This window comes from Rhizobium sp. R693, assembly GCF_002211315.1.
Lineage (GTDB): Bacteria > Pseudomonadota > Alphaproteobacteria > Rhizobiales > Rhizobiaceae > Rhizobium.
The window spans coordinates 228,826-247,252 of the sequence record NZ_LOKY01000047.1; the positions used below are offsets into that span (position 1 = coordinate 228,826).

An 18,427-nucleotide genomic window follows, 5' to 3' on the forward strand; every position below is an offset into this window, starting at 1 on the left:
GCGGCGGAGCGCGGTTTCGGCAAAAGCGTGGGTTGATCTTGATTTCCATATCGAGAATAAAGCGCCTCTAACATTCTCGATGAGTGAAGACATGGATCTGTCGTCAATCGAAATCTTTCAGGCGGTCGCGTCGACTTGCAGCGTCACGAAGGCGGCGGTTGCGGTAGGCCGTGTCCCGTCGAATGTCACGACCCGTATCCAGCAGCTCGAAGAGAATCTCGGGGTGGCGCTGTTTTCTCGCGACGGCAAGAAGATGTCGCTGACGCGCGAAGGCACGATCTTCCTGTCCTATGCGACGCGTCTTGCTGACCTAGCCGAGGAAGCAAGGCAGGCCGTGCGGCCGCTGATGGCATCCGGAGCGCTGCGTGTTGGAACCATGGAGAGCACGGCTGCAAGTCGGCTCCCTGAGGTCATCAGGCGCTTCGGATCGTTGTGGCCCGACGTCTCTCTGCAATTGACAATGGGCGCGACGCGAGAGCTCATGCAGAGTGTGCTAGCCGAAGAGCTGGACTGCGCATTGGTCGCGCGGCCACCAGAGGCGTCGCTCGACAAGACACGCTATGCCGATCTCGACCTCAGCAGGTTCGATGCACGGCGCATTCATGTCGAGGATCTGATCCTTGTCCTTCCCCCAAGACATCCTGAAATCAAGGACGCGAAGAACCTGCGCGTCGGCACACTTGCTGTTATGGAGCCCGGGTGCACCTATCGGCGAATGGCCGAGGAGTGGGCTAAGGATGCCACGTCGCTGCGCACGCTGGAGCTCGGTTCCTATCACGCGATCCTCGCGAGCATTGTCGCCGGCAATGCCTTCGGCGTCATGCCGCGCTCGGTGTTCGATCTGCTGCGCTGGCCTGTCGATATCGTCACTCGCAAGATCGGTGCTGTGGAGACGTTTCTTGTCCGCTGCAAGGCCGACCGGTCGGACTCGTTCGAGGCCTTTTACGATGTCCTCATCGCCTCGCGAGGCAGGAGCGGCCTCTCGCCCCCAAACGGATGACCTCGGCTCGTATCCGTTTCTTTACCAAGACTTCGTTTCACAAACTGCCGGTTCATCATGTCAAATTCCAGCACTCCCAAGGCCGATCCCAGCCACCGCTTCCGCCTGTTTTCGCCGATCCTCGCCGGCGCCACGCTGCGCGAGCGCATGTTTGCCTGCCTTGGCGCGCTGATCGCCATCGCGCTGACCGGCATGGTCTGCGGCTACTTCTTCGGGCAGGGTTCGCACCTGCCGTTGATCGTGGCGCCGATGGGCGCCTCGGCCGTGCTGCTTTTCGCCGTCCCGGCAAGTCCGCTGGCGCAGCCGTGGTCGATCATTGGTGGCAACACGATCTCCGCAATGATGGGCATTCTCGCGGCGCATTTCATCCACGAGCCGATCATTGCGATCGGCGTCGGTGTCTCGCTGGCGATCGGTGCCATGTCGTTCACACGCTGCTTGCATCCGCCCGGCGGTGCCGCGGCGCTGACCGCTGTGCTTGGTGGGCCTGCGGTGGCAAGCTGGGGGCTGCTTTTCCCGTTCGTGCCGGTGGCGCTGAATTCCTGCATCCTGGTCGCGCTCGGCATTCTTTTTCATAAGCTCGGGCGGCGAAACTATCCGCATGTCGCCGTTCCGGCACCGGTCAACACGCATCAGACGATCGATCCGCCATCTGCCGTGCGGATTGGCTTCCGCGAGGAAGACGTCGATGCGGCGTTGGCGAAGTTCGAGGAAACCTTCGATATCGATCGCGGTGACCTGAGCCGCTTGCTGCGGCAGGTCGAGGTCGAGGCTGCTGTTCGTTCTCATGGCACCGTCAGCTGCGCCGACATCATGTCGCGCGATGTGATCGCGGTCGGCGAGAACGCCACGGCGGAAGATGCGCGCGCTCTGCTCCTGAAGCACAATATCCGGACGCTGCCTGTGAAGGATGGCAGCGGGCGATTGGTCGGGACGGTCGGGCTGCGGGAATTGATGCACGCCGAGCGGCTTGTCGGTCATATCGCTGCGGCTGTGACCGGTTCCCCTGATGCGCCCGCCATCAGCCTGTTACCGGATTTGACGGATGGGCGCACCCACGCCGTTGTCATCGTCGATGTCGGCGGCCAGGTGGTCGGGCTCATCTCGCAAACGGACCTGCTGAGTGCCATGGCCCACATGCTGCCGGAACAGACGGCGCAAAGCGCCGCTTGAAATGGTTGCTAGAAGAGAGTGGTCGGGCCAAACTGCAGATAGGCGGCCAGGCTGAGAGTGGCCAGTGATACCGCGAGCGACGGCGTTGGCGTTCGCATCGCCCAACCGAGGAGCGCGCCGAGCGCCGCGATCAGCATGCCGAGCCATGGCCCGTTGCCGGCGAAGGCCAATCCGAGGGCGGAAACGCTGACGGCACTGGCAACCATGGTGAGTGGAGCGGTTGCCACCGCGATCTGCGTTTCGCTGAGAAAGATGCTGCTGAAGCGCGGCCAGCTCAAGGCAATGGCAAGAACGAGGAAGATGGGCGCGATCATTTGGAGCTGCATCAGCGCGCTCCCATGACCAAGCGATGATCGCTGTCGAAATCGCTTGTGTCGCGAGCGAGGGTTTGGCGTGCCGCAAGCGCGCTACCGACGGCGATCAGCACGGGATTGTCGTAGCCGATCTGCGCGATCCCATCAGGGATCGTTGCGAGGGTGCCGCTCCAGTCGCGCTCCGTCGCGCGGCTGACGTCGCTGATGACAATGGCAGGCGTTTCAGGCGACAGTCCTTCTTCGACCAACCGATCGGCGATCAGCGGTGCCGTTCGTCCTCCCATGTAAAAGACAGTTGTCGTGTGCGGATCGGCGACTGCGGTCCAATCGACATCAACGGGAAGGCCGCCGTGGCGAGAGTGACCGGTGATGAAACGGACAGACTGCGCGTGGTCTCGGTGCGTCAGCGAAATCCCGAGGCGGGAGGCCATGGCGCTGGCAGCCGTGATGCCGGGGATGATGTCGACGGGGATGCTTTCACGATCGAGATGGGCGATCTCCTCGCCGGCGCGGCCGAAGATCATCGGATCGCCGGACTTCAAACGCACGACGCGTTTGCCTGCCTTGGCGAGCTTGACCATCATGTCGTTGATGTCTTCCTGGCGGCAGCTCGTGCGGCCGCCGCGTTTTCCCACCAGCATGCGCTTGGCTTCACGACGCGCTAGCTCCAGTACCTCCGGTGACACAAGGTCGTCGAAGAGGATCACGTCGGCCGCCTGCAGGGCGCGAACGGCCTTCAAAGTCAGGAGCTCCGCATCACCAGGGCCGGCGCCGACCAGCGTCACACGACCTTTGGAGTGGGCGGGCGCTTCCCGAAGCCGCTCGGCTTCCTTGAGAAGCTGCCCGCCGACGCCCTCCTCCGGCGTATCCAAACTTGAAAAGGCGCGATCGGCGAACTTCTCCCAGAAGGCGCGACGCAAGGGGCCGGGCGCCAGCCGCTCGTTGATCCGGTCTCGCAGCGACTGTGCCAATCCCGCCCAGCCTTTCAGCGTCTGCGGAAGCAACGTCTCGATCCGCCGGCGGATCGCCTGGGCGAGGATCGGAGCGGCACCATCCGTCGAGATCGAGACGACGACGGGCGAGCGGTTGACGATCGAGCCGAACTGGAACTGGCAGAAAGCGGGCTTGTCTATGACGTTGACCGGCACACCGGCGATGCGGGCAGCGTCGAAGAAGGCTTTCGCCTCGTGGTCTTTCTCACAGTCGGCGATGGCGATGGCTGCGCCCGCGAAGATCGTTTCATCCCATGCTTGGCAGTGATGAATGAAGCCGCCCTGCGGGTGTTCGGCGCCCCGCAGAATCAGCGTTTCGAAGGTGTCGGAAAGCTCGTCGGCATAGACATGGACCTCCGCGCCGCAGGCCGCGAGAAGCTCGGCCTTCCACGCGGCGGCATCGGATCCGCCGGCGACGATCACGTGCTTGCCTTCAAGCGCCCAGAACACCGGCAGCTTGGCAAGCGGCTCCATGCGGGCGGGTGCTTCACTCCGCGGCGGCTGCAAGACATCCATCGATGATCCCCCTGATCTCGGCGCGGCAGGAGCCGCAGTTGGTTCCGGCGTTGAGTTCCTTGCCGACGGCTTCGACGCTGTGGCAGCCGCCGCGAACGGCAGCGACGATCTGATTGACGCCGACACCGAAACAGGAGCAGACGGTGGCGCCCGGGTCGGGCTTGTCCGCACCGGGGCGGCCGGCGACGAGCGCGAAGCGCTTGCGCAGATTGGTATGTTCGGCTGTGAGCTGAGAGATCGCCCAGTTGCGGGCAACCGCTACCGGTTCACGGGCCAGGAACAGCGCCGCGAGCAATCGCTTGCCGTCGAAGAAGGCGAGCCTCAGATCGCCGGATTGCTGGTCGGCATAGCCAAGCGGCTCGACGTCGTTGGGGATATCGAACGTCGTTCGGCACCACGCGCACCAGTCCTCGACCGGCTGCTCGAAGGCGAGTTCGACCCGCCAGCCGCCTTCGGCCTTTGCGAGCGCCCAGTAGGCCGCGTCGAGGTGACCCGGCTTAGCCCCAGAAACGGCAAAGCCGTAGCGCGCCGCCTTGAAGCGCCGTGCCGCGACAGCAACATTCTTGGACGCCGGCTGGCCCGAGATCGCGTCGGTCAAAGGCGCTACGACGGCGTCGATGCGAGCCTTCGCGGCAAACTGATCGTTCCAATGCATCGGTACGAAAATGCTGCCGCGGGCCTGGCGCTCCGTGATCAAGGCACGAACCACGGCCTTGCCGTGCGGGCTTTCGATTTCGACGAGACCGGCGTTGCCGACACCGATCTCGATCGCATCGCGCGGGTGGAGCTCGGCGAAGGGTTCGGCGATATGGGATGAGAGGCGTGCGCTTTTGCCCGTCCGGGTCATCGTGTGCCACTGGTCGCGGATACGGCCGGTGTTCAGCGTGAAGGGATAATCGGCGTTGGTGCGATCCGAGGCGACCGGTTTGACGGCGACGAAGCGTGCCTTGCCGTCGGCGTGGTAGAAGCCGCCCTTGGCGAAGAAGCGTGTCACATCTGCTTCACGGCCAGTAGGCTGCGGCCACTGGAAAGGCGATAATTCATCATAGGACTGACGGTTGATTCCGACGTATGCGCCGATATCGAAGTCGCGATTGCCGTTGTTCTCGAAAGCGGAAAGGGCGGCGTGTTCGTCGAAGATCTCGGCATTGGAGCCGAAGTCGAAGGCTTGAGCAAAGCCCATGCGGCGAGCCACTTCGGCCAGCTGCCACCAGTCGGCCCGCGCTTCTCCGGGCGCATCAAGGAAGGAGCGCTGCCGGGAGATGCGGCGCTCGGAGTTGGTGACAGTGCCGCTCTTTTCGCCCCAGCCGAGCGAGGGCAGAAGGACATCGGCGTGGCGCGCGGTATCGGTGTCCTGGAGAACGTCGGAGACAACGACGAAGGGACAGGCCTTGATGGCGGCCTCGACGGCGTCGGCATCCGGCAGGGAAACGACGGGGTTGGTCGCCATGATCCAGAGCGCCTTGATGCGCCCGTCAGCAACGGCCTTGAACATGTCGACCGCCTTCAAGCCCGGCTTTTCGGCAATGGTCGGCGCAGCCCAGAAGCGCTGGACGCGGTCGCGATCCGCAGCACTTTCGATCGCCATATGGGCGGCCAGCATGTTGGCAAGCCCGCCGACCTCCCGCCCGCCCATGGCGTTCGGCTGGCCGGTGAGCGAGAAGGGTCCCATACCGGGCCGGCCGATGCGGCCGGTGGCGAGATGACAGTTGATGATGGCGTTGACCTTATCGGTACCGGACGAGGATTGATTGACGCCCTGGCTGTAGCAGGTGACCACCTTCTCGGTGGAGGCAAACAGCCGATAGAATTCGCGAAGCTGCATCGCCGGCAGGCCGGTCAGTTCCAGTACTTCGTTGAAGGAGACGCCTGATGCAGCCGTAAAGGCCTCGGCAAAGCCGTTGGTATGTTCGGCAACGTAATTCTGGTCGATGGCGTTGCTTGCGATCAGGTGTTCGAAAAGGCCAATGAAAAGCGCGACATCGCTGTCCGGGCGGATGGCGAGATGCAGATCGGCGATATCGGCGGTCATTGTGCGCCGCGGATCGATGACGACGACCTTCATGCCGGGACGTGCCTGCTTGGCAGCCGCCAGCCGCTGATAGATGACCGGATGACACCAGGCGAGGTTCGAGCCGGTGAGGATCACCAGATCGGCAAGCTCGATGTCCTCATACGTGCCCGGTACCGTATCCGAGCCGAAGGCGCGTCGGTGACCCGCGACGGAAGACGACATGCAGAGCCGCGAATTGGTGTCGATATTGGCCGAACCGATGAAGCCTTTCATCAGCTTGTTGGCGAGGTAGTAGTCTTCGGTCAGCAGCTGCCCGGAAACGTAGAAGGCAACGGAATCGGGTCCATGCTCGTTGATGGCATCCGAAAACCGCTGTGCGACGAGGTCAAGCGCCTGTTCCCATTCCACCCGCTCGCCGGAAATTTCCGGGTAGAGGATGCGTCCGTCGAGATCGACCGTTTCGCCAAGCGCTGAGCCTTTCGAGCACAGCCGCCCGAAGTTCGAGGGGTGATCCGGGTCGCCCTTGACGGAAACCTTGCCGTCATCGGTGAGCTTGGCGATGACGCCGCAGCCGACACCGCAATAGGGACAGGTTGTCTTGACCTCATTCTCCATCATTCGGCCGCCATCAGCAGGCTTTCGAGCGCGATGTAGAGGGCGCCATCCTCGTTGCGCACCGGGATGGTCCGGACTTCGCCCTCGTCGGCGCCGAGCGCTTTTCCGGTCTCGAGCGAGATCACCCAGTTGTGCAGCGGGCAGGTGACCGCCTTCGCATGCACGATGCCCTGGGAGAGAGGCCCGCCCTTGTGCGGGCAGTGGTCCTCGATGGCGAAGACCTCGTTTTCCGCCGTGCGGAAAACGGCGATCTTGCCTTGGGGTGTCTTCACGCAGCGGGCGCCGCGTAGCGGAATTTCGGAGATGTCGCCGATTGAAATCCAATTCATGTCCATCTCCTTATTCAGCGGCCTGCGGGTAACCGATGGTCGCCATCGGCTTGAACTCATGCTTGTCCTTGCCGGAGACGCGCTCCGACCAGGGATCGACCTGGGCAAATTTCTGGGAGAAGACGAAGCGCTCGTAGTAAGCCTTTCGCTTGTCGGCGTCGCCCATGATCTGGTGGCGGATTTCGTCGAGGCCGACGCGCTTCGCCCACTTGTATATGCGCTCGAGATAGCGGGCCTGCTCGCGGTACATCTGCGTCAGCGCCACGATATGCTCCAGGGCATCGTCCTCGGTCTTCACGAGGCCGAGAACCTCGGTGCCCTTGATGTCGAGGCCGGCAGCACCGGCGAAATGGATCTCGAAACCGCTGTCGACGCAGATGACGCCGATGTCCTTGCAGGTCGCTTCGGCGCAATTGCGTGGGCAGCCGGAGACGGCCATCTTCAGCTTGGCAGGCGTCCAGGAACCCCACATAAACTTCTCGATGCGGATGCCGAGGCCGGTGGAATCCTGCGTGCCGAAGCGGCACCAGTCGGAGCCGACGCAGGTCTTCACGGTGCGCAACCCCTTGGCGTAGGCCTGTCCGGAAACGAAGCCGGCCTTCCCGAGATCGGCCCAGACAGCCGGAAGGTCTTCCTTCTCGATGCCGAGCAGGTCGATGCGCTGGCCGCCCGTCACCTTGACCATCGGGATTTCGAACTTGTCGACGACATCGGCGATGGCGCGCAGTTCGTTGGAATTCGTCACGCCGCCCCACATGCGCGGAACGACGGAATAGGTGCCGTCCTTCTGGATGTTGGCGTGGACGCGCTCGTTGATGAAGCGCGACTGGTAATCGTCGGCGTATTCGTCCGGCCAGTCGCAGACGAGGTAGTAGTTGAGGGCGGGGCGACACTTGGCGCAGCCGCAGGAGGTCTTCCATTCGAGTTCCTGCATGACGGCAGGGATGCTCTTCAAGCCCTTGGCCTTGATGAGGCGCCTGACGTCGTCGTGGCCGAGTTCGGTGCAGGTGCACATGGGCTGGACGGCGGTCGGGTTGTAGCTGTCGCCAAGCGTCAGCGTCATCAGCTTTTCAACAAGGCCGGTGCAGGAGCCGCAGGACGCGGACGCCTTGGTGTGGGCGCGCACGTCGTCCAGGGACGTCAGGCCCTTGGACGTAATCGTCGAGGTAATCTTGCCCTTGCATACGCCGTTGCAGCCACAGATTTCCGCGTCATCCGGCAAGGCTGCAACGGCCGCCATAGGGTCCAGCGGTGACCCTCCCTGGTAGGCCTGACCAAAGATCAGCGTTTCGCGCATCTCCTTGATATCGGTTTGTTTCTTTTTAAGATCGTTGAACCAGGCACCGTCCGCAGTTTCGCCGTAGAGCACGGTGCCGATGATCTTGTTGTCCTTCAGCACGAGGCGCTTGTAGACGCCGGCGGAGGCGTCGCGCAGCACGATTTCCTCACGGTCGTCGCCATCGGCGAAGTCGCCGAGCGAGAAGAGCTCGATGCCGGTGACCTTGAGCTTGGTCGGCGTGTCCGAATGCACGAAGGCAGCCGAGCGATCGCCGGACAGATGGGAGGCGGCTACGCGCGCCATCTCATAGAGCGGTGCGACAAGCCCGTAGACCATGCCGCCGACTTCTGCACACTCGCCGAGCGCCATGATGCTGCCGTCCGAGGTCTGCATGCCGTCATCGACGACGATACCACGGTTGACGGCAATGCCGGCGTCCTTGGCGAGCCCGACGCTCGGGCGGATGCCGACCGCCATGACGACCAGGGTCGCCGGAATGATGCGGCCGTCATCGAGCTCGATGCCCTCGACCTTGCCGTTGCCGATGATCGCCTTGGTATTGGCCTTGCAGATGACCTTGATGCCGCGTTCTTCCACGGCCTTCTGCAGGAGGTAGCCGGCAGCCGGATCGAGCTGGCGCTCCATCAGTGTCGGCATCACGTGCAGGACGGTGACATCCATGCCGCGCGAGGCAAGGCCGGCCGCTGCTTCGAGGCCGAGCAGCCCGCCGCCGATGACGATCGCCTTCTCGCGAGACTGGGCGGCAAGCAGCATCGCCTGCACATCGTCGAGGTCGCGGTAGGTGATGACGCCGCGCAGATCGTTGCCGGGTACTGGGATGATGAAAGGCACGGAGCCGGTGGCGATCACCAGCTTGTCGTAGCTTTCCGTGACGCCGTGATCCGACGTGACCGTCTTGGCAGCACGATCGATCTTGATGATCTTGTGGCCCTTGTAGAGGGTGATGCCGTGCTTGATGTACCATCCATCGCCGTGGATGATGATCTCTTCATATTCCTTCTCGCCGGACAGAACCGGCGAGAGCATGATGCGGTCGTAATTGACGCGCGGCTCGGCGTTGAAGATCGTGACCTGATATTGGTCCGGCGCCTTTTCGAAGAGGTGCTCGAGCATGCGCCCGGGCGCCATGCCGTTGCCGATGATGACAAGCTTCTCAGTCATAGTTTTCAAGTCCTCAGATCAGGTCGCAGCGACGGCTTGTGCGGAGAGGCCCTGGCGGTCGAGCTGCTTGACCGACAGGTGCATCCAGATGAGCGAGATGACGACAATCGCGAAGAGCAGCATGAAGCAGCTCGACCAGAGGCCGGTCATGTCCTTGAGCAGGCCGAAGGCGATCGGCAGGATGAAGCCGCCAAGGCCGCCCATCATGCCGACGATGCCGCCAACCGCACCGACGCTTTCGGGGTAGTAGGCAGGGATGTGCTTGTAGACGGCCGCCTTACCGAGGCTCATGACAAAGCCGAGCGCGAAGATGACGACGATGAAGACGCCAGGCGTGATGCCAATTGCGGCGCCGGACCCGGCAGCCGGGAGCGACAGGATGAGCGTCGCGACGGCCGCGACCGCGAACATCACATACATCACGCTGCGGGCGCCCTTCTTGTCGGAAACGACGCCACCGAAGGCACGGAAGATGCTGCCGGGAATCGAGTAGGCGGCAGCGACCATGCCGGCGACTTCGAGATTGAAGCCGTAGACGCCGACCAGATAGCGGGGCAGCCACAGCGACAGGGCAACGAAACCGCCAAAGGCGAAGAAATAATAGAGGGAGAAGCGCCAGACCTGGACGTTCTTCAGCGGCGCGAATTCCTGCGCCAGGCTCTTGGAGGCGAGCTTGCCTTCGCGGCGAAGACGGAAGGCCGGATCATCCGTCGTGGTGAACCAGAAGACGATTGCCATCAGCGCCAGGCCGACGGCCCAGATCTGAGCAACGGCCTGCCAGCCCCAGGCGATCAGAACGAAGGGTGCTGCGAATTTGGTCACCGCGGCGCCGACATTGCCGGCGCCGAAGATGCCAAGCGCCGTTCCCTGCTTTTGCGCCGGAAAAAAGGGCGAGACATAGGCGACGCCGACCGCGAAGGAGCCGCCGGCGAGTCCAACGCCGAGCCCGGCGATCAGCATCTGCGTATAGGTATGGGCATAGGAGAGGAGGAAGGTCGCCACGGCGGCGGCCAGCATGGTGAGCGTGTAGACGAGGCGGCCGCCGTAACGACTGGTCCAGATGCCAAGGACGATGCGGACGAGCGAACCGGTCAGGACTGGCGTGCCGACCAGCAAGCCGAACTCGGCCTCGTTCAGACCAAGCTCCTGTTTGATGCGGATGCCGATGATCGCGAAGATCGTCCAGACGGCGAAACAGAGGGTGAAGGCAATCGTGGACATCCACAATGCTTTGGCTGGTTCGCCGGCGGACATGGACTGCGTGTTCCTGATGACAGACATAGCTTCTCCGGGGCCCGACAAGGTCGTGCCAATCCATCGCTAGGGGTTAAAAACAAAAAGCCGCTGGTCAGGGCGCGCATATACGGGAGGTGCGCGGGGTATCCTGATCAGCGGCTTTGCTGTGAGCGCCCATCGTTGGACACCGAATTCTTGGCCTCTTGGCCTGCTTATAGCAAAGCAAGGGCCGTGCCAGTTTTATTAAGGCGTTGTTTTTAAATGACTAAGCTCAAATCTACCAAACGAGACGAGCATTTGTAGCTCTAACGCATGTGCGGTAATCGCTCTAAAAATTGTGCAATGCGCATAAAATAAGCACGCGCTAGCGGGCCTGGCTGGCGATATAGCTATCAACGTCAGCGGGATCGAACAGACCGCCGTCGAAAAAACCGTCCGGCCCGAGTGTCAGCGTGCCGCTCGAGCCGACCGGCGTCGCGACTCTCAGTGCGCCTTCCACCTTGGAGCTTGCGGCCGGCATGGCGACGTCAAGAGCCTTCAATGCGCTTCGGTAGATGTCGGGTCTGTAGGTGTCGTTGGCGATCTGCTGGTGTTCAGCCGTGTGCCGGATATGTCCCCAGCGAACCATCTGCGTATAGAACCACAGGGCGTGGCTCTTCCAAGGGAACGTCGCCGCCTTGGCGTTGGGGACGAAAAAGTCCTTGATGCTCAGCATTTCTCTCCCGCCGATGCGCAGGAGGCCGGTCAATGCAGGCAGCAGACTTTCTGGGGGCCGATCGACATAGGCGGGCTTCGCCAGCAGGTTCGCAAGCTCTTCGTGATTGCGGTTGTCCGCGCACCACAGGGAGGCCGTGTAGAGTGCCTGCAGGAGGGCTGCCAAAGCCTCTGGGTGACCGTCGGCCCAGCGGCTATTGACGCCAAGCACCTTTTCCGGGCTCGATTTCCAGATGGCCGCCTTCACCGTCGCCAGGTGTGCGTGGTTGTGAAGCACGCCGAGCGTGTTCCACGGCTCGCCGGCGCAGTAACCGTCGATGAGGCCTGCAGTCAGCGCGTCAGCCATATCGGGCGGAGGCAGAATGCCGATCTCCACATCCTCGTCGGGATCTATGCCGCTGGCAGACAGCCAGTAGCGCAGTTCGTAGTTGTGACCAGAATAGGGGTGCACGACGCTGAAGCGCAGACGCTCGCCTTTCCGACGATTAATGATCTGCCGCAAGGCGAGACCGCTCGCGCGGGCATCGAGATCAGGCGAGGCGCCGCATTCGGCCATCTCGCTCCAGAGGTCGGCAGAGACGGTCACGGCATTGCCGCCAAGTCCAAGCGCCATCGGCACGATCATGCGCGGTGCAGGTGCGGTCAGTCCGAGATTGCAGGCGATCGGCATGGGCGCGAGAATATGCGCCACGTCGACATGGCTGACAGCAAGTCGGTCGCGTATTGTTGCCCAGGAGCGTTCGCGCACGAGCGTTAGCTCGATTTCCTGTTCTGCCGCAAAGCCCTTTTCCTTGGCGGCGACCAGAAGTGCGCTGTCGAGAAGCGGCAGGAAGCCGGCGGTGATCTGATGTGTGCTCGTCATGCGTCGGTTCCTGGATCCAGAAGGCTTGCGGCGGTAATCAGGCTTTGGGCGATCTCGACGATCTTCCTGTTCTGGTTCATGGCTGTTCGACGCATGAGCGCATAGGCTTCGTCTTCCGTCAGCCCGCGGGATCGCATCAGCAATCCTTTGGCGCGGTCGATCAGTTTACGGTTTTCCAGTTCGCCGCGCGTCTCTTCCAGTTCGCGGTTCAGGCGCGAGAAGGCATTGAAGCGGCTGATCGCCATCTTGAGGATCGGACGTACACGCTCCTGCTTCAGGCCGTCGACGATATAGGCGGAAACGCCAGCCTCGACGGCGGCCTCGATCGAAGCTTCGTCCGACTTGTCGACAAACATTGCAATCGGGCGTTTCACCGCGCGGGAAATCTGGAAGATGCTTTCCAGCATATCGCGGTTCGGGTTCTCGATGTCGATCACGATGACATCGGGGTTGATCTCCATGATGCGCCGCGCAAGGCCGTTCATGTCGTCGATGATCGTGACGTTGTCGTAGCCCGCCTCGCGCAGGCCAACCTCGATGATCGACGCGCGGATGCTGTTCTCGTCTATGACGAGGACATTGAGGTCGCCAGGCTTGGAAGAACGGTTGGCCACGGATCTACCGCCGGTTGGTGATGTCGGGCATGCGCGCAAAATGAGATAGCGTCGGCTTTGGTATCGCGAAAGGTGCCATGCTGTGGTTGTGTTGCTCTATGATCTCTGAGGCCAAGGTCGAAGCCCCTCATGGCGCCATTGAATGCGCGAATGTCGCCTCAAAATCAAGCAGTTTGTATTCATGCTTATTCTGTGGGCATTTGCGAGAGCGGCTGACGAAGCGTCCCCACGCAATTCTGCACCGGTTGAGTTGTCCTACAGTGCGTTACATTTCACGATGGAGCCCGACATATCAGCGACACGTCGCGCAGACCAGATGCCCACGCCTTTCAACCTCAGCCGCGCCGCTCGATCATTTCGGGCCCGGTATGCCATAAATTAAAAGGAGTGACCGCATGAATCGCCGTATCGTTTCCACCTTCGCACTTGCGCTGGCCACGAGCGTCATCGCCTATGCGGCTCAAGCTGCGGAAATCAAGAACATCGTCATCGTTCACGGCGCCTTCGCCGATGGGTCCGGCTGGCGCAAGGCTACCGAAATCCTGGAGCGGCGCGGCTTTCAGGTTACTGTCGTGCAGGAGCCTCTGACCTCGCTCGCCGACGACATTGCCGCAACGAACCGCGTGCTGGACCTGCAAGATGGGCCGACTTTGCTGGTCGGACATAGCTATGGCGGCATGGTCATTACGGAAGCCGGCCGCAACCCGCACGTCGAGGGACTTGTCTATGTGGCGGCCTTCCAGCCCGACAAGGGCGAAGACGTGGCCACTCTTGCGGGCTCAAAGCCACCGGCTGGAACAGGCATCAAGGAAACCAAGGACGGCAAATATCTCTATCTCGACCCAAGCGTCTTTCATGCCGATTTTGCCGCCGACCTGCCAAAGGCCGAAGCGGCCTTCGTCGCGCAATCACAGGTCTTTGCCGCCAAGGAGGTCTTTGGCACGAAAGTCGGTGATCCCGCATGGCGGACGAAAAAGAGCTGGTCCATCGTGGCGACCGAGGATCGCTCCATCAACCCTGAGCTGGAGCGGACCATGGCAAAGCGCGCCGGAAGCGTGGTCACCGAGATCAAGTCCAGCCACGCCGTCTTCGCCTCGCAGCCGAAAAAGGTTGCCGACGTGATCGAGAAGGCCGCCAAGGAAGCAGGCAGATAAGATCTGCCACGCCCCGCTAGCATACAAAAAAAGCCGCCGAGAGAATATCGGCGGCTTTGAAGATAAGACGTGAAACGATCAGCCTTCCGGCGGCGCTTCGATCATGCCGAGCGCATGCAGATAGGTGTCGAGGATTGCGTCTTCTTCCATGCGCTCCTGCTCATCCTTCTTGCGCAGCGCAACGACCTTCTTGAGGATCTTGGTGTCGAAGCCCATGCCCTTGGCTTCGCCGTAGACGTCCTTGATGTCGTCGGCGATGGTCTTCTTTTCTTCTTCCAGGCGTTCAATGCGCTCGACAAAGGCGCGAAGCTGATCGCGGGCGACGCCATGAGCATCAGACATCGTGTTCTCCTGATTAGGGGTGGGAAAATTCGGATGGCGTTGACTGCCGCGAAGCGTGCCCGGGGTCAAGCCGATTCGAGACGCACAGGAATTATTTGTGCGCCTTGTTCAGCTCAAACGCTGCTTTTTGCTCCGCCGAGGCGTCGTTCTGGTGGAGGTTCTTCCAATCGTCATACGGCATGCCGTAGACGATTTCGCGCGATTCGTCCTTCGAGAGCGGAACTCCGTCGGCCTCGGCGGCCTCGCGGTACCAATTCGAAAGGCAGTTGCGGCAGAAGCCCGCCAGGTTCATCAGATCAATGTTCTGGACGTCGCTGCGTTCACGCAGATGCTCCACGAGGCGGCGAAAAGCCGCAGCCTCGAATTCGGTCTGTTGTTGTTTTGTCAGGGCGGCCATCTCGGTCTCCTTTATTCGTACGGACCGGTGCGCGACACATGCACATTATACTCGTGCAGTGCCGGATCGGCATTCATGGTCTCGAAGATCGGCGCGAGACGGTTTGCCCATGCGGCAATACCCGGCTCGTCGCCGATCAGATCCTGGCGCACCTCAAGCAGCGCGTGCGGAATGCCGGTCAGCATGCAATGCCGATACATTGTATCGCCCTTCAGCGCGCCGTCATAAGGCTCGTTGTCACCCACCACGAGATCGGGATCGCTGCGCAGCATATCAAGCAGGGGGGCGACTGCGCGATGGTCGGTATCCCACAGAACGGTGGCGTGCCAAGGGCGACGGAAGTGCTTCCAGATCGGCGTATAGGAATGAAGCGAGAGAACGAGCGGCGCGTTCCCGGTCTTATTCGCTACCTTGTCGATCGTTTCGCTGACGGCCTTGTGATAGGGCCGGTGAAACGTTTCGATCCGGTAATTCCACTCCTCAGCGGTGATCGGATGATTGCCCGGAACGATCGCGCCGTCTGATATCTTCATAATCAGTGTCGGGTCGTCCTCACCACGATTGGGATCAATCAGTAAGCGCGAAAAGCCGCCGAGCACTGCCGGCACACCGAGGCTCGCCGACAAGTTCCTCACGAGTCCCTCGATGCCGATGTCATAAGCGATGTGGCGCTCGAATGCACTGTCCGGCAAGCCGAGCCTGCGATAGCGCTCCGGCAGCCGGTTCATCGCGTGATCGCCGAGCAGCACCATGCCTCTGTCATGATTGCCGGCTAGTAGTTCGAATGATTTGAAAGTGCTCATGAGGAAAATGGCCGATCGCAGTTACGGGGCTGCCTCTGATCGCACGGGCCACGGGCGGGTTCAAGCGCGCTTGGCAAGCAATGGCTCCGGTGAGGCCTAACTGCGGTTGGCCATACAGAATATAATCGATTAGCATTGCGTTGACATTCGCGGGGAGGCAGCGCAAGAAAGCACAAACAACGAATAACCGGGAGCCAATTGGAAGTCGTGTTGATCCAGACCGCGCCAAGTTTCCTTACGCGTTCCGGGCCGCTTGCCCGTTTTGCCCTTTTTGTTCTTGCGGCGTTCTCGCCGTTCTTCATTGCCGATGTGGCCCGCGCGGATTTCCGTGTGTGCAACGGAACGCAGAATCTGGTGGGCGTGGCGATCGGATATCGAGCCAAGGATGGCTGGATGACGGAAGGCTGGTGGCAAGTGCCGGCGACGACCTGCGCGACGCTGATCGAAGGGGAGTTGCAGTCCCGATACTACTATCTCTACGCCGAAGACGCTGCCCGGGGAGGCCGATGGACGGGTGACGTGCAGATGTGCGTAGCAGAAAACGAGTTCAAGATCACGGGAGTCAATGATTGCTACGCCCGTGGCTATCAAAAGATGGGGTTCAAGGAATATGACACGGGCCGCCAGGGCAGCTGGATGGTTCAACTTTCCGACACTCCCGGCACCCAAGAAAGCCCGAATTGATGAAGCGCAACCGCAAAGTTAAGATCCTAGCCACCCTCGGACCCGCCTCGTCCGAGGAATCGATGATCGAGAAGCTGCACCAGGCAGGTGCCGATGTCTTCCGCATCAACATGAGCCATGCCAGCCATGACGTGATGCGCACGCTGATCAAGCGTATCCGCGCCGTCGAAGCCCGCTCCGGCCGTCCGATCGGCATCCTCGCCGATTTGCAGGGCCCGAAGCTGCGCGTCGGCAAGTTCGCCGAAGGCAAGGTCGATCTGAAGCCGGGCGACACCTTTACGCTCGACAACAGGGATGTTCCCGGCGACGCCACCCGCGTATTCCTGCCGCATCCGGAAATCCTGGAATCGGTACAGCCCGGCCACCGCCTGCTGATCGATGACGGCAAGCTCGCCCTGCGCGCTGAAAAGTGCGACGGCAAGAGCATCGTCACCACTGTCATTTCGGGCACAAAGATCTCCGACCGCAAGGGTGTCAGCCTTCCCGATACGCTGCTGACCGTCGGCGTTCTGACCGACAAGGACCGCACCGACCTTGCAGCGGTTCTCGAAACCGATGACGTTGACTGGGTTGCGCTGTCCTTCGTGCAGCGCCCGGAAGATCTGGCCGAGGTGCGCAAGATCGCGCGCGGTCGCGTCGGCATCATGTCGAAGATCGAGAAGCCGCAGGCGATCGAGCGCATCGAGGAAATCATCGAGCTCTCCGACGCACTCATGGTTGCCCGTGGTGACCTCGGCGTCGAAATGCCGCTCGAATCCGTGCCGGGCATCCAGAAGCAGCTGATCCGTGCCTGCCGCCGTTCGGGCAAGCCGGTTGTCGTTGCAACGCAGATGCTGGAATCGATGATCACCGCGCCGGTTCCGACGCGCGCCGAAGTCTCCGACGTCGCAACCGCTGTCTTTGAAGGCGCCGACGCCGTCATGCTGTCGGCTGAATCCGCATCCGGCGACTACCCGATTGAAGCCGTCGCGACGATGGCTTCCATCGCCAGCGCCATCGAGCGCGAGCCGCACTATCCTGGCATCATCTACGCGCAGCGCGCGCAGCCGGAAGCAACCGGCGCCGACGCGATCTCGCTTGCTGCTCGCCAGATCGCCGAAACGCTGCGCCTCTCGGCTATCGTCTGTTACACGTCGTCGGGCACGACCGGTCTCCGCGCCTCGCGCGAGCGTCCGCAGGTGCCGATCCTGGCGCTGTCGCCTGTCATCCAGACGGCTCGCCGCCTTGCCATCGTCTGGGGCCTGCACTGCGTTGTCACGCATGATGCGACCGACCTCGACGACATGGTCAACCGTGCTTGCCGCATCGTTGCCGACGAAGGCTTCGGCAAGCCTGGCGACCGCATCATCATCTCGGCCGGTGTGCCGCTCGGCACACCGGGTGCCACCAACATGCTGCGCATCGCCTATATCGGCTCCGACGGCCAGAGCGGCGTCTGAGGCGCACTAGCCACCATTCACAGAGCCCGCTGCCTTAACAGGCTGCGGGCTTTTTGCTGTCGTGAACCATGGGCGTCTTGCGGCTGGCGAGCGCACATGCAAGGGTCGACTTCCATGTTCGGGAGGGCATCATGCACATTGTTACACTTCTCGCATTCGTGGCCGTATCCTTTGTCGCGATTGCGACGCCCGGGCCGACGGTGCTTCTGGCGATGACCAACGGCTCGCGCTACGGCGTTCGCCGGGCGATCCCGGGCATGATCGGCGCGGTGCTGTCCGACTTCGTGCTCCTCGGTGCCGTGGCGATCGGTCTCGGCGCGCTCCTCGCGGCGTCGGAATTCTGGTTCTCGATGCTGAAATATGTGGGCGCTGCCTATCTCGCCTTTCTCGGGATCATGATGCTGCGCACGAAGGGCGGCTTCAATGCGGCGCTGAAACCGGAAAACGAGATGACCGGCGGAACCGCATTTTCGATCGGCCTCAAGAGTTTCATGGTCGCCGTCACCAACCCCAAGGGTTACCTGTTCTTCTCGGCCTTTCTGCCGCAGTTCATCAATCCGGCGCTGCCGCAGGCGACGCAGTATGCGGTGCTGGCGGTGGTCTTTGCGTCGCTCGATTTTCTGATCATGCTCGGCTATGCGGTCTTCGGTTCGCAGGCCGTCCGCCTGCTGAAGGCGGCGGGCGCGGTCTGGCTGGAGCGCGCCTGCGGCGGGGCGATGCTGGCGCTGGCGGGGTCGCTTGCGCTCTACCGACGGGCAACGACCTGAC

At 61.9% G+C, this 18,427-nt stretch carries 17 protein-coding genes; 6 read left to right on the top strand and 11 right to left on the bottom strand.

The genetic code is table 11. The annotated features are described in order from the left end of the window. The first annotated feature begins 91 nt into the window (after positions 1–91). Together ATY79_RS27320 and ATY79_RS27325 are read left to right on the top strand one after the other, a co-directional pair. Complete coding sequence (locus tag ATY79_RS27320) at positions 92–1,000, top strand: LysR substrate-binding domain-containing protein (RefSeq protein WP_088693308.1); 909 nt, start codon at positions 92–94, stop codon at positions 998–1,000. Between the two features lie 57 nt (positions 1,001–1,057). After that, positions 1,058–2,173 carry an HPP family protein gene (locus ATY79_RS27325; protein WP_088693307.1) on the top strand — a complete coding sequence of 372 codons (1,116 nt, stop codon included), beginning with the start codon at positions 1,058–1,060 and terminating at the stop codon, positions 2,171–2,173. An 8-nt stretch (positions 2,174–2,181) separates the two neighbouring features. On the opposite strand, the gene ATY79_RS27330 is transcribed toward ATY79_RS27325, so the two are convergent. The 8 genes from ATY79_RS27330 to ATY79_RS27365 all read right to left on the bottom strand — a co-directional run bounded on the left by ATY79_RS27330 (position 2,182) and on the right by ATY79_RS27365 (position 12,840). Next, on the bottom strand, positions 2,182–2,499 hold the full coding sequence (locus ATY79_RS27330; RefSeq protein ID WP_088693306.1) for a hypothetical protein: 318 nt from the start codon (positions 2,497–2,499) through the stop codon (positions 2,182–2,184). Beyond that, positions 2,499–3,995 (bottom strand): siroheme synthase CysG, encoded by a 1,497-nt coding sequence (gene cysG, locus ATY79_RS27335; protein ID WP_088693305.1) that lies wholly within the window; start codon positions 3,993–3,995, stop codon positions 2,499–2,501. The genes ATY79_RS27330 and cysG overlap by 1 nt, the downstream gene beginning before the upstream one ends. Beyond that, positions 3,967–6,624, bottom strand: a complete 2,658-nt coding sequence (locus tag ATY79_RS27340; protein ID WP_088705447.1) for a nitrate reductase — start codon at positions 6,622–6,624, stop codon at positions 3,967–3,969. The genes cysG and ATY79_RS27340 overlap by 29 nt, the downstream gene beginning before the upstream one ends. Further along, a complete protein-coding gene (gene nirD, locus ATY79_RS27345) occupies positions 6,624–6,959 on the bottom strand; it encodes a nitrite reductase small subunit NirD (protein ID WP_088693303.1) in 336 nt (111 codons plus the stop codon). Before nirD ends, ATY79_RS27340 begins: the two co-directional genes overlap by 1 nt. A gap of 4 nt (positions 6,960–6,963) precedes the next feature. Beyond that, a complete protein-coding gene (nirB, locus tag ATY79_RS27350) occupies positions 6,964–9,414 on the bottom strand; it encodes a nitrite reductase large subunit NirB (protein ID WP_088693302.1) in 2,451 nt (816 codons plus the stop codon). An 18-nt stretch (positions 9,415–9,432) separates the two neighbouring features. Continuing rightward, complete coding sequence (locus ATY79_RS27355) at positions 9,433–10,695, bottom strand: nitrate/nitrite transporter (protein WP_088693301.1); 1,263 nt, start codon at positions 10,693–10,695, stop codon at positions 9,433–9,435. Positions 10,696–11,014: 319 nt separating this feature from the next. Further along, the gene (locus ATY79_RS27360; RefSeq protein ID WP_088705448.1) at positions 11,015–12,226 is read right to left on the bottom strand and encodes a CmpA/NrtA family ABC transporter substrate-binding protein; all 1,212 of its coding nucleotides are present in this window, start codon (positions 12,224–12,226) and stop codon (positions 11,015–11,017) included. Then, entirely contained in the window at positions 12,223–12,840 is a 618-nt protein-coding gene (locus ATY79_RS27365; RefSeq protein ID WP_088693299.1) for an ANTAR domain-containing response regulator, read from the bottom strand. The genes ATY79_RS27360 and ATY79_RS27365 overlap by 4 nt, the downstream gene beginning before the upstream one ends. 395 nt (positions 12,841–13,235) lie before the next feature. Here ATY79_RS27365 and ATY79_RS27370 point away from each other — a divergent pair, with 395 nt between their 5' ends. Further along, positions 13,236–13,994 (top strand): alpha/beta hydrolase, encoded by a 759-nt coding sequence (locus tag ATY79_RS27370; protein ID WP_088693298.1) that lies wholly within the window; start codon positions 13,236–13,238, stop codon positions 13,992–13,994. A gap of 78 nt (positions 13,995–14,072) precedes the next feature. Here the strand turns inward: ATY79_RS27370 and ATY79_RS27375 are convergent, their stop codons facing one another. The 3 genes from ATY79_RS27375 to ATY79_RS27385 form a co-directional block, all read right to left on the bottom strand. Further along, positions 14,073–14,336 (bottom strand): DUF2312 domain-containing protein, encoded by a 264-nt coding sequence (locus ATY79_RS27375; RefSeq protein ID WP_007527482.1) that lies wholly within the window; start codon positions 14,334–14,336, stop codon positions 14,073–14,075. A 91-nt stretch (positions 14,337–14,427) separates the two neighbouring features. After that, positions 14,428–14,733, bottom strand: coding sequence for a DUF1244 domain-containing protein (locus ATY79_RS27380; RefSeq protein WP_088693297.1), 306 nt, complete (start codon positions 14,731–14,733; stop codon positions 14,428–14,430). An 11-nt stretch (positions 14,734–14,744) separates the two neighbouring features. Then, a complete protein-coding gene (locus tag ATY79_RS27385) occupies positions 14,745–15,536 on the bottom strand; it encodes an N-formylglutamate amidohydrolase (protein WP_088705449.1) in 792 nt (263 codons plus the stop codon). A 198-nt stretch (positions 15,537–15,734) separates the two neighbouring features. Here ATY79_RS27385 and ATY79_RS27390 point away from each other — a divergent pair, with 198 nt between their 5' ends. From ATY79_RS27390 to ATY79_RS27400, 3 genes are all read left to right on the top strand, one after another. Then, positions 15,735–16,220: a DUF1036 domain-containing protein gene (locus ATY79_RS27390; protein ID WP_007802470.1), complete on the top strand. Its 486-nt coding sequence runs from the start codon at positions 15,735–15,737 to the stop codon at positions 16,218–16,220. Further along, entirely contained in the window at positions 16,220–17,659 is a 1,440-nt protein-coding gene (pyk, locus tag ATY79_RS27395; protein ID WP_088693295.1) for a pyruvate kinase, read from the top strand. Before ATY79_RS27390 ends, pyk begins: the two co-directional genes overlap by 1 nt. 131 nt (positions 17,660–17,790) lie before the next feature. Beyond that, positions 17,791–18,426, top strand: coding sequence for a LysE family translocator (locus ATY79_RS27400; RefSeq protein WP_088693329.1), 636 nt, complete (start codon positions 17,791–17,793; stop codon positions 18,424–18,426). The last annotated feature ends 1 nt before the right edge of the window (position 18,427 follow it).

Coding starts and splice junctions, on each gene's coding strand:
- ATY79_RS27320 (WP_088693308.1), top strand. CDS start 92: ATGGATCTGTCGTCAATCGAAATCTTTCAGGCGGTCGCGTCGACTTGC.
- ATY79_RS27325 (WP_088693307.1), top strand. CDS start 1,058: ATGTCAAATTCCAGCACTCCCAAGGCCGATCCCAGCCACCGCTTCCGC.
- ATY79_RS27330 (WP_088693306.1), bottom strand. CDS start 2,499: ATGCAGCTCCAAATGATCGCGCCCATCTTCCTCGTTCTTGCCATTGCC.
- cysG (WP_088693305.1), bottom strand. CDS start 3,995: ATGGATGTCTTGCAGCCGCCGCGGAGTGAAGCACCCGCCCGCATGGAG.
- ATY79_RS27340 (WP_088705447.1), bottom strand. CDS start 6,624: ATGGAGAATGAGGTCAAGACAACCTGTCCCTATTGCGGTGTCGGCTGC.
- nirD (WP_088693303.1), bottom strand. CDS start 6,959: ATGGACATGAATTGGATTTCAATCGGCGACATCTCCGAAATTCCGCTA.
- nirB (WP_088693302.1), bottom strand. CDS start 9,414: ATGACTGAGAAGCTTGTCATCATCGGCAACGGCATGGCGCCCGGGCGC.
- ATY79_RS27355 (WP_088693301.1), bottom strand. CDS start 10,695: ATGTCTGTCATCAGGAACACGCAGTCCATGTCCGCCGGCGAACCAGCC.
- ATY79_RS27360 (WP_088705448.1), bottom strand. CDS start 12,226: ATGACGAGCACACATCAGATCACCGCCGGCTTCCTGCCGCTTCTCGAC.
- ATY79_RS27370 (WP_088693298.1), top strand. CDS start 13,236: ATGAATCGCCGTATCGTTTCCACCTTCGCACTTGCGCTGGCCACGAGC.
- ATY79_RS27375 (WP_007527482.1), bottom strand. CDS start 14,336: ATGTCTGATGCTCATGGCGTCGCCCGCGATCAGCTTCGCGCCTTTGTC.
- ATY79_RS27380 (WP_088693297.1), bottom strand. CDS start 14,733: ATGGCCGCCCTGACAAAACAACAACAGACCGAATTCGAGGCTGCGGCT.
- ATY79_RS27385 (WP_088705449.1), bottom strand. CDS start 15,536: ATGAGCACTTTCAAATCATTCGAACTACTAGCCGGCAATCATGACAGA.
- pyk (WP_088693295.1), top strand. CDS start 16,220: ATGAAGCGCAACCGCAAAGTTAAGATCCTAGCCACCCTCGGACCCGCC.
- ATY79_RS27400 (WP_088693329.1), top strand. CDS start 17,791: ATGCACATTGTTACACTTCTCGCATTCGTGGCCGTATCCTTTGTCGCG.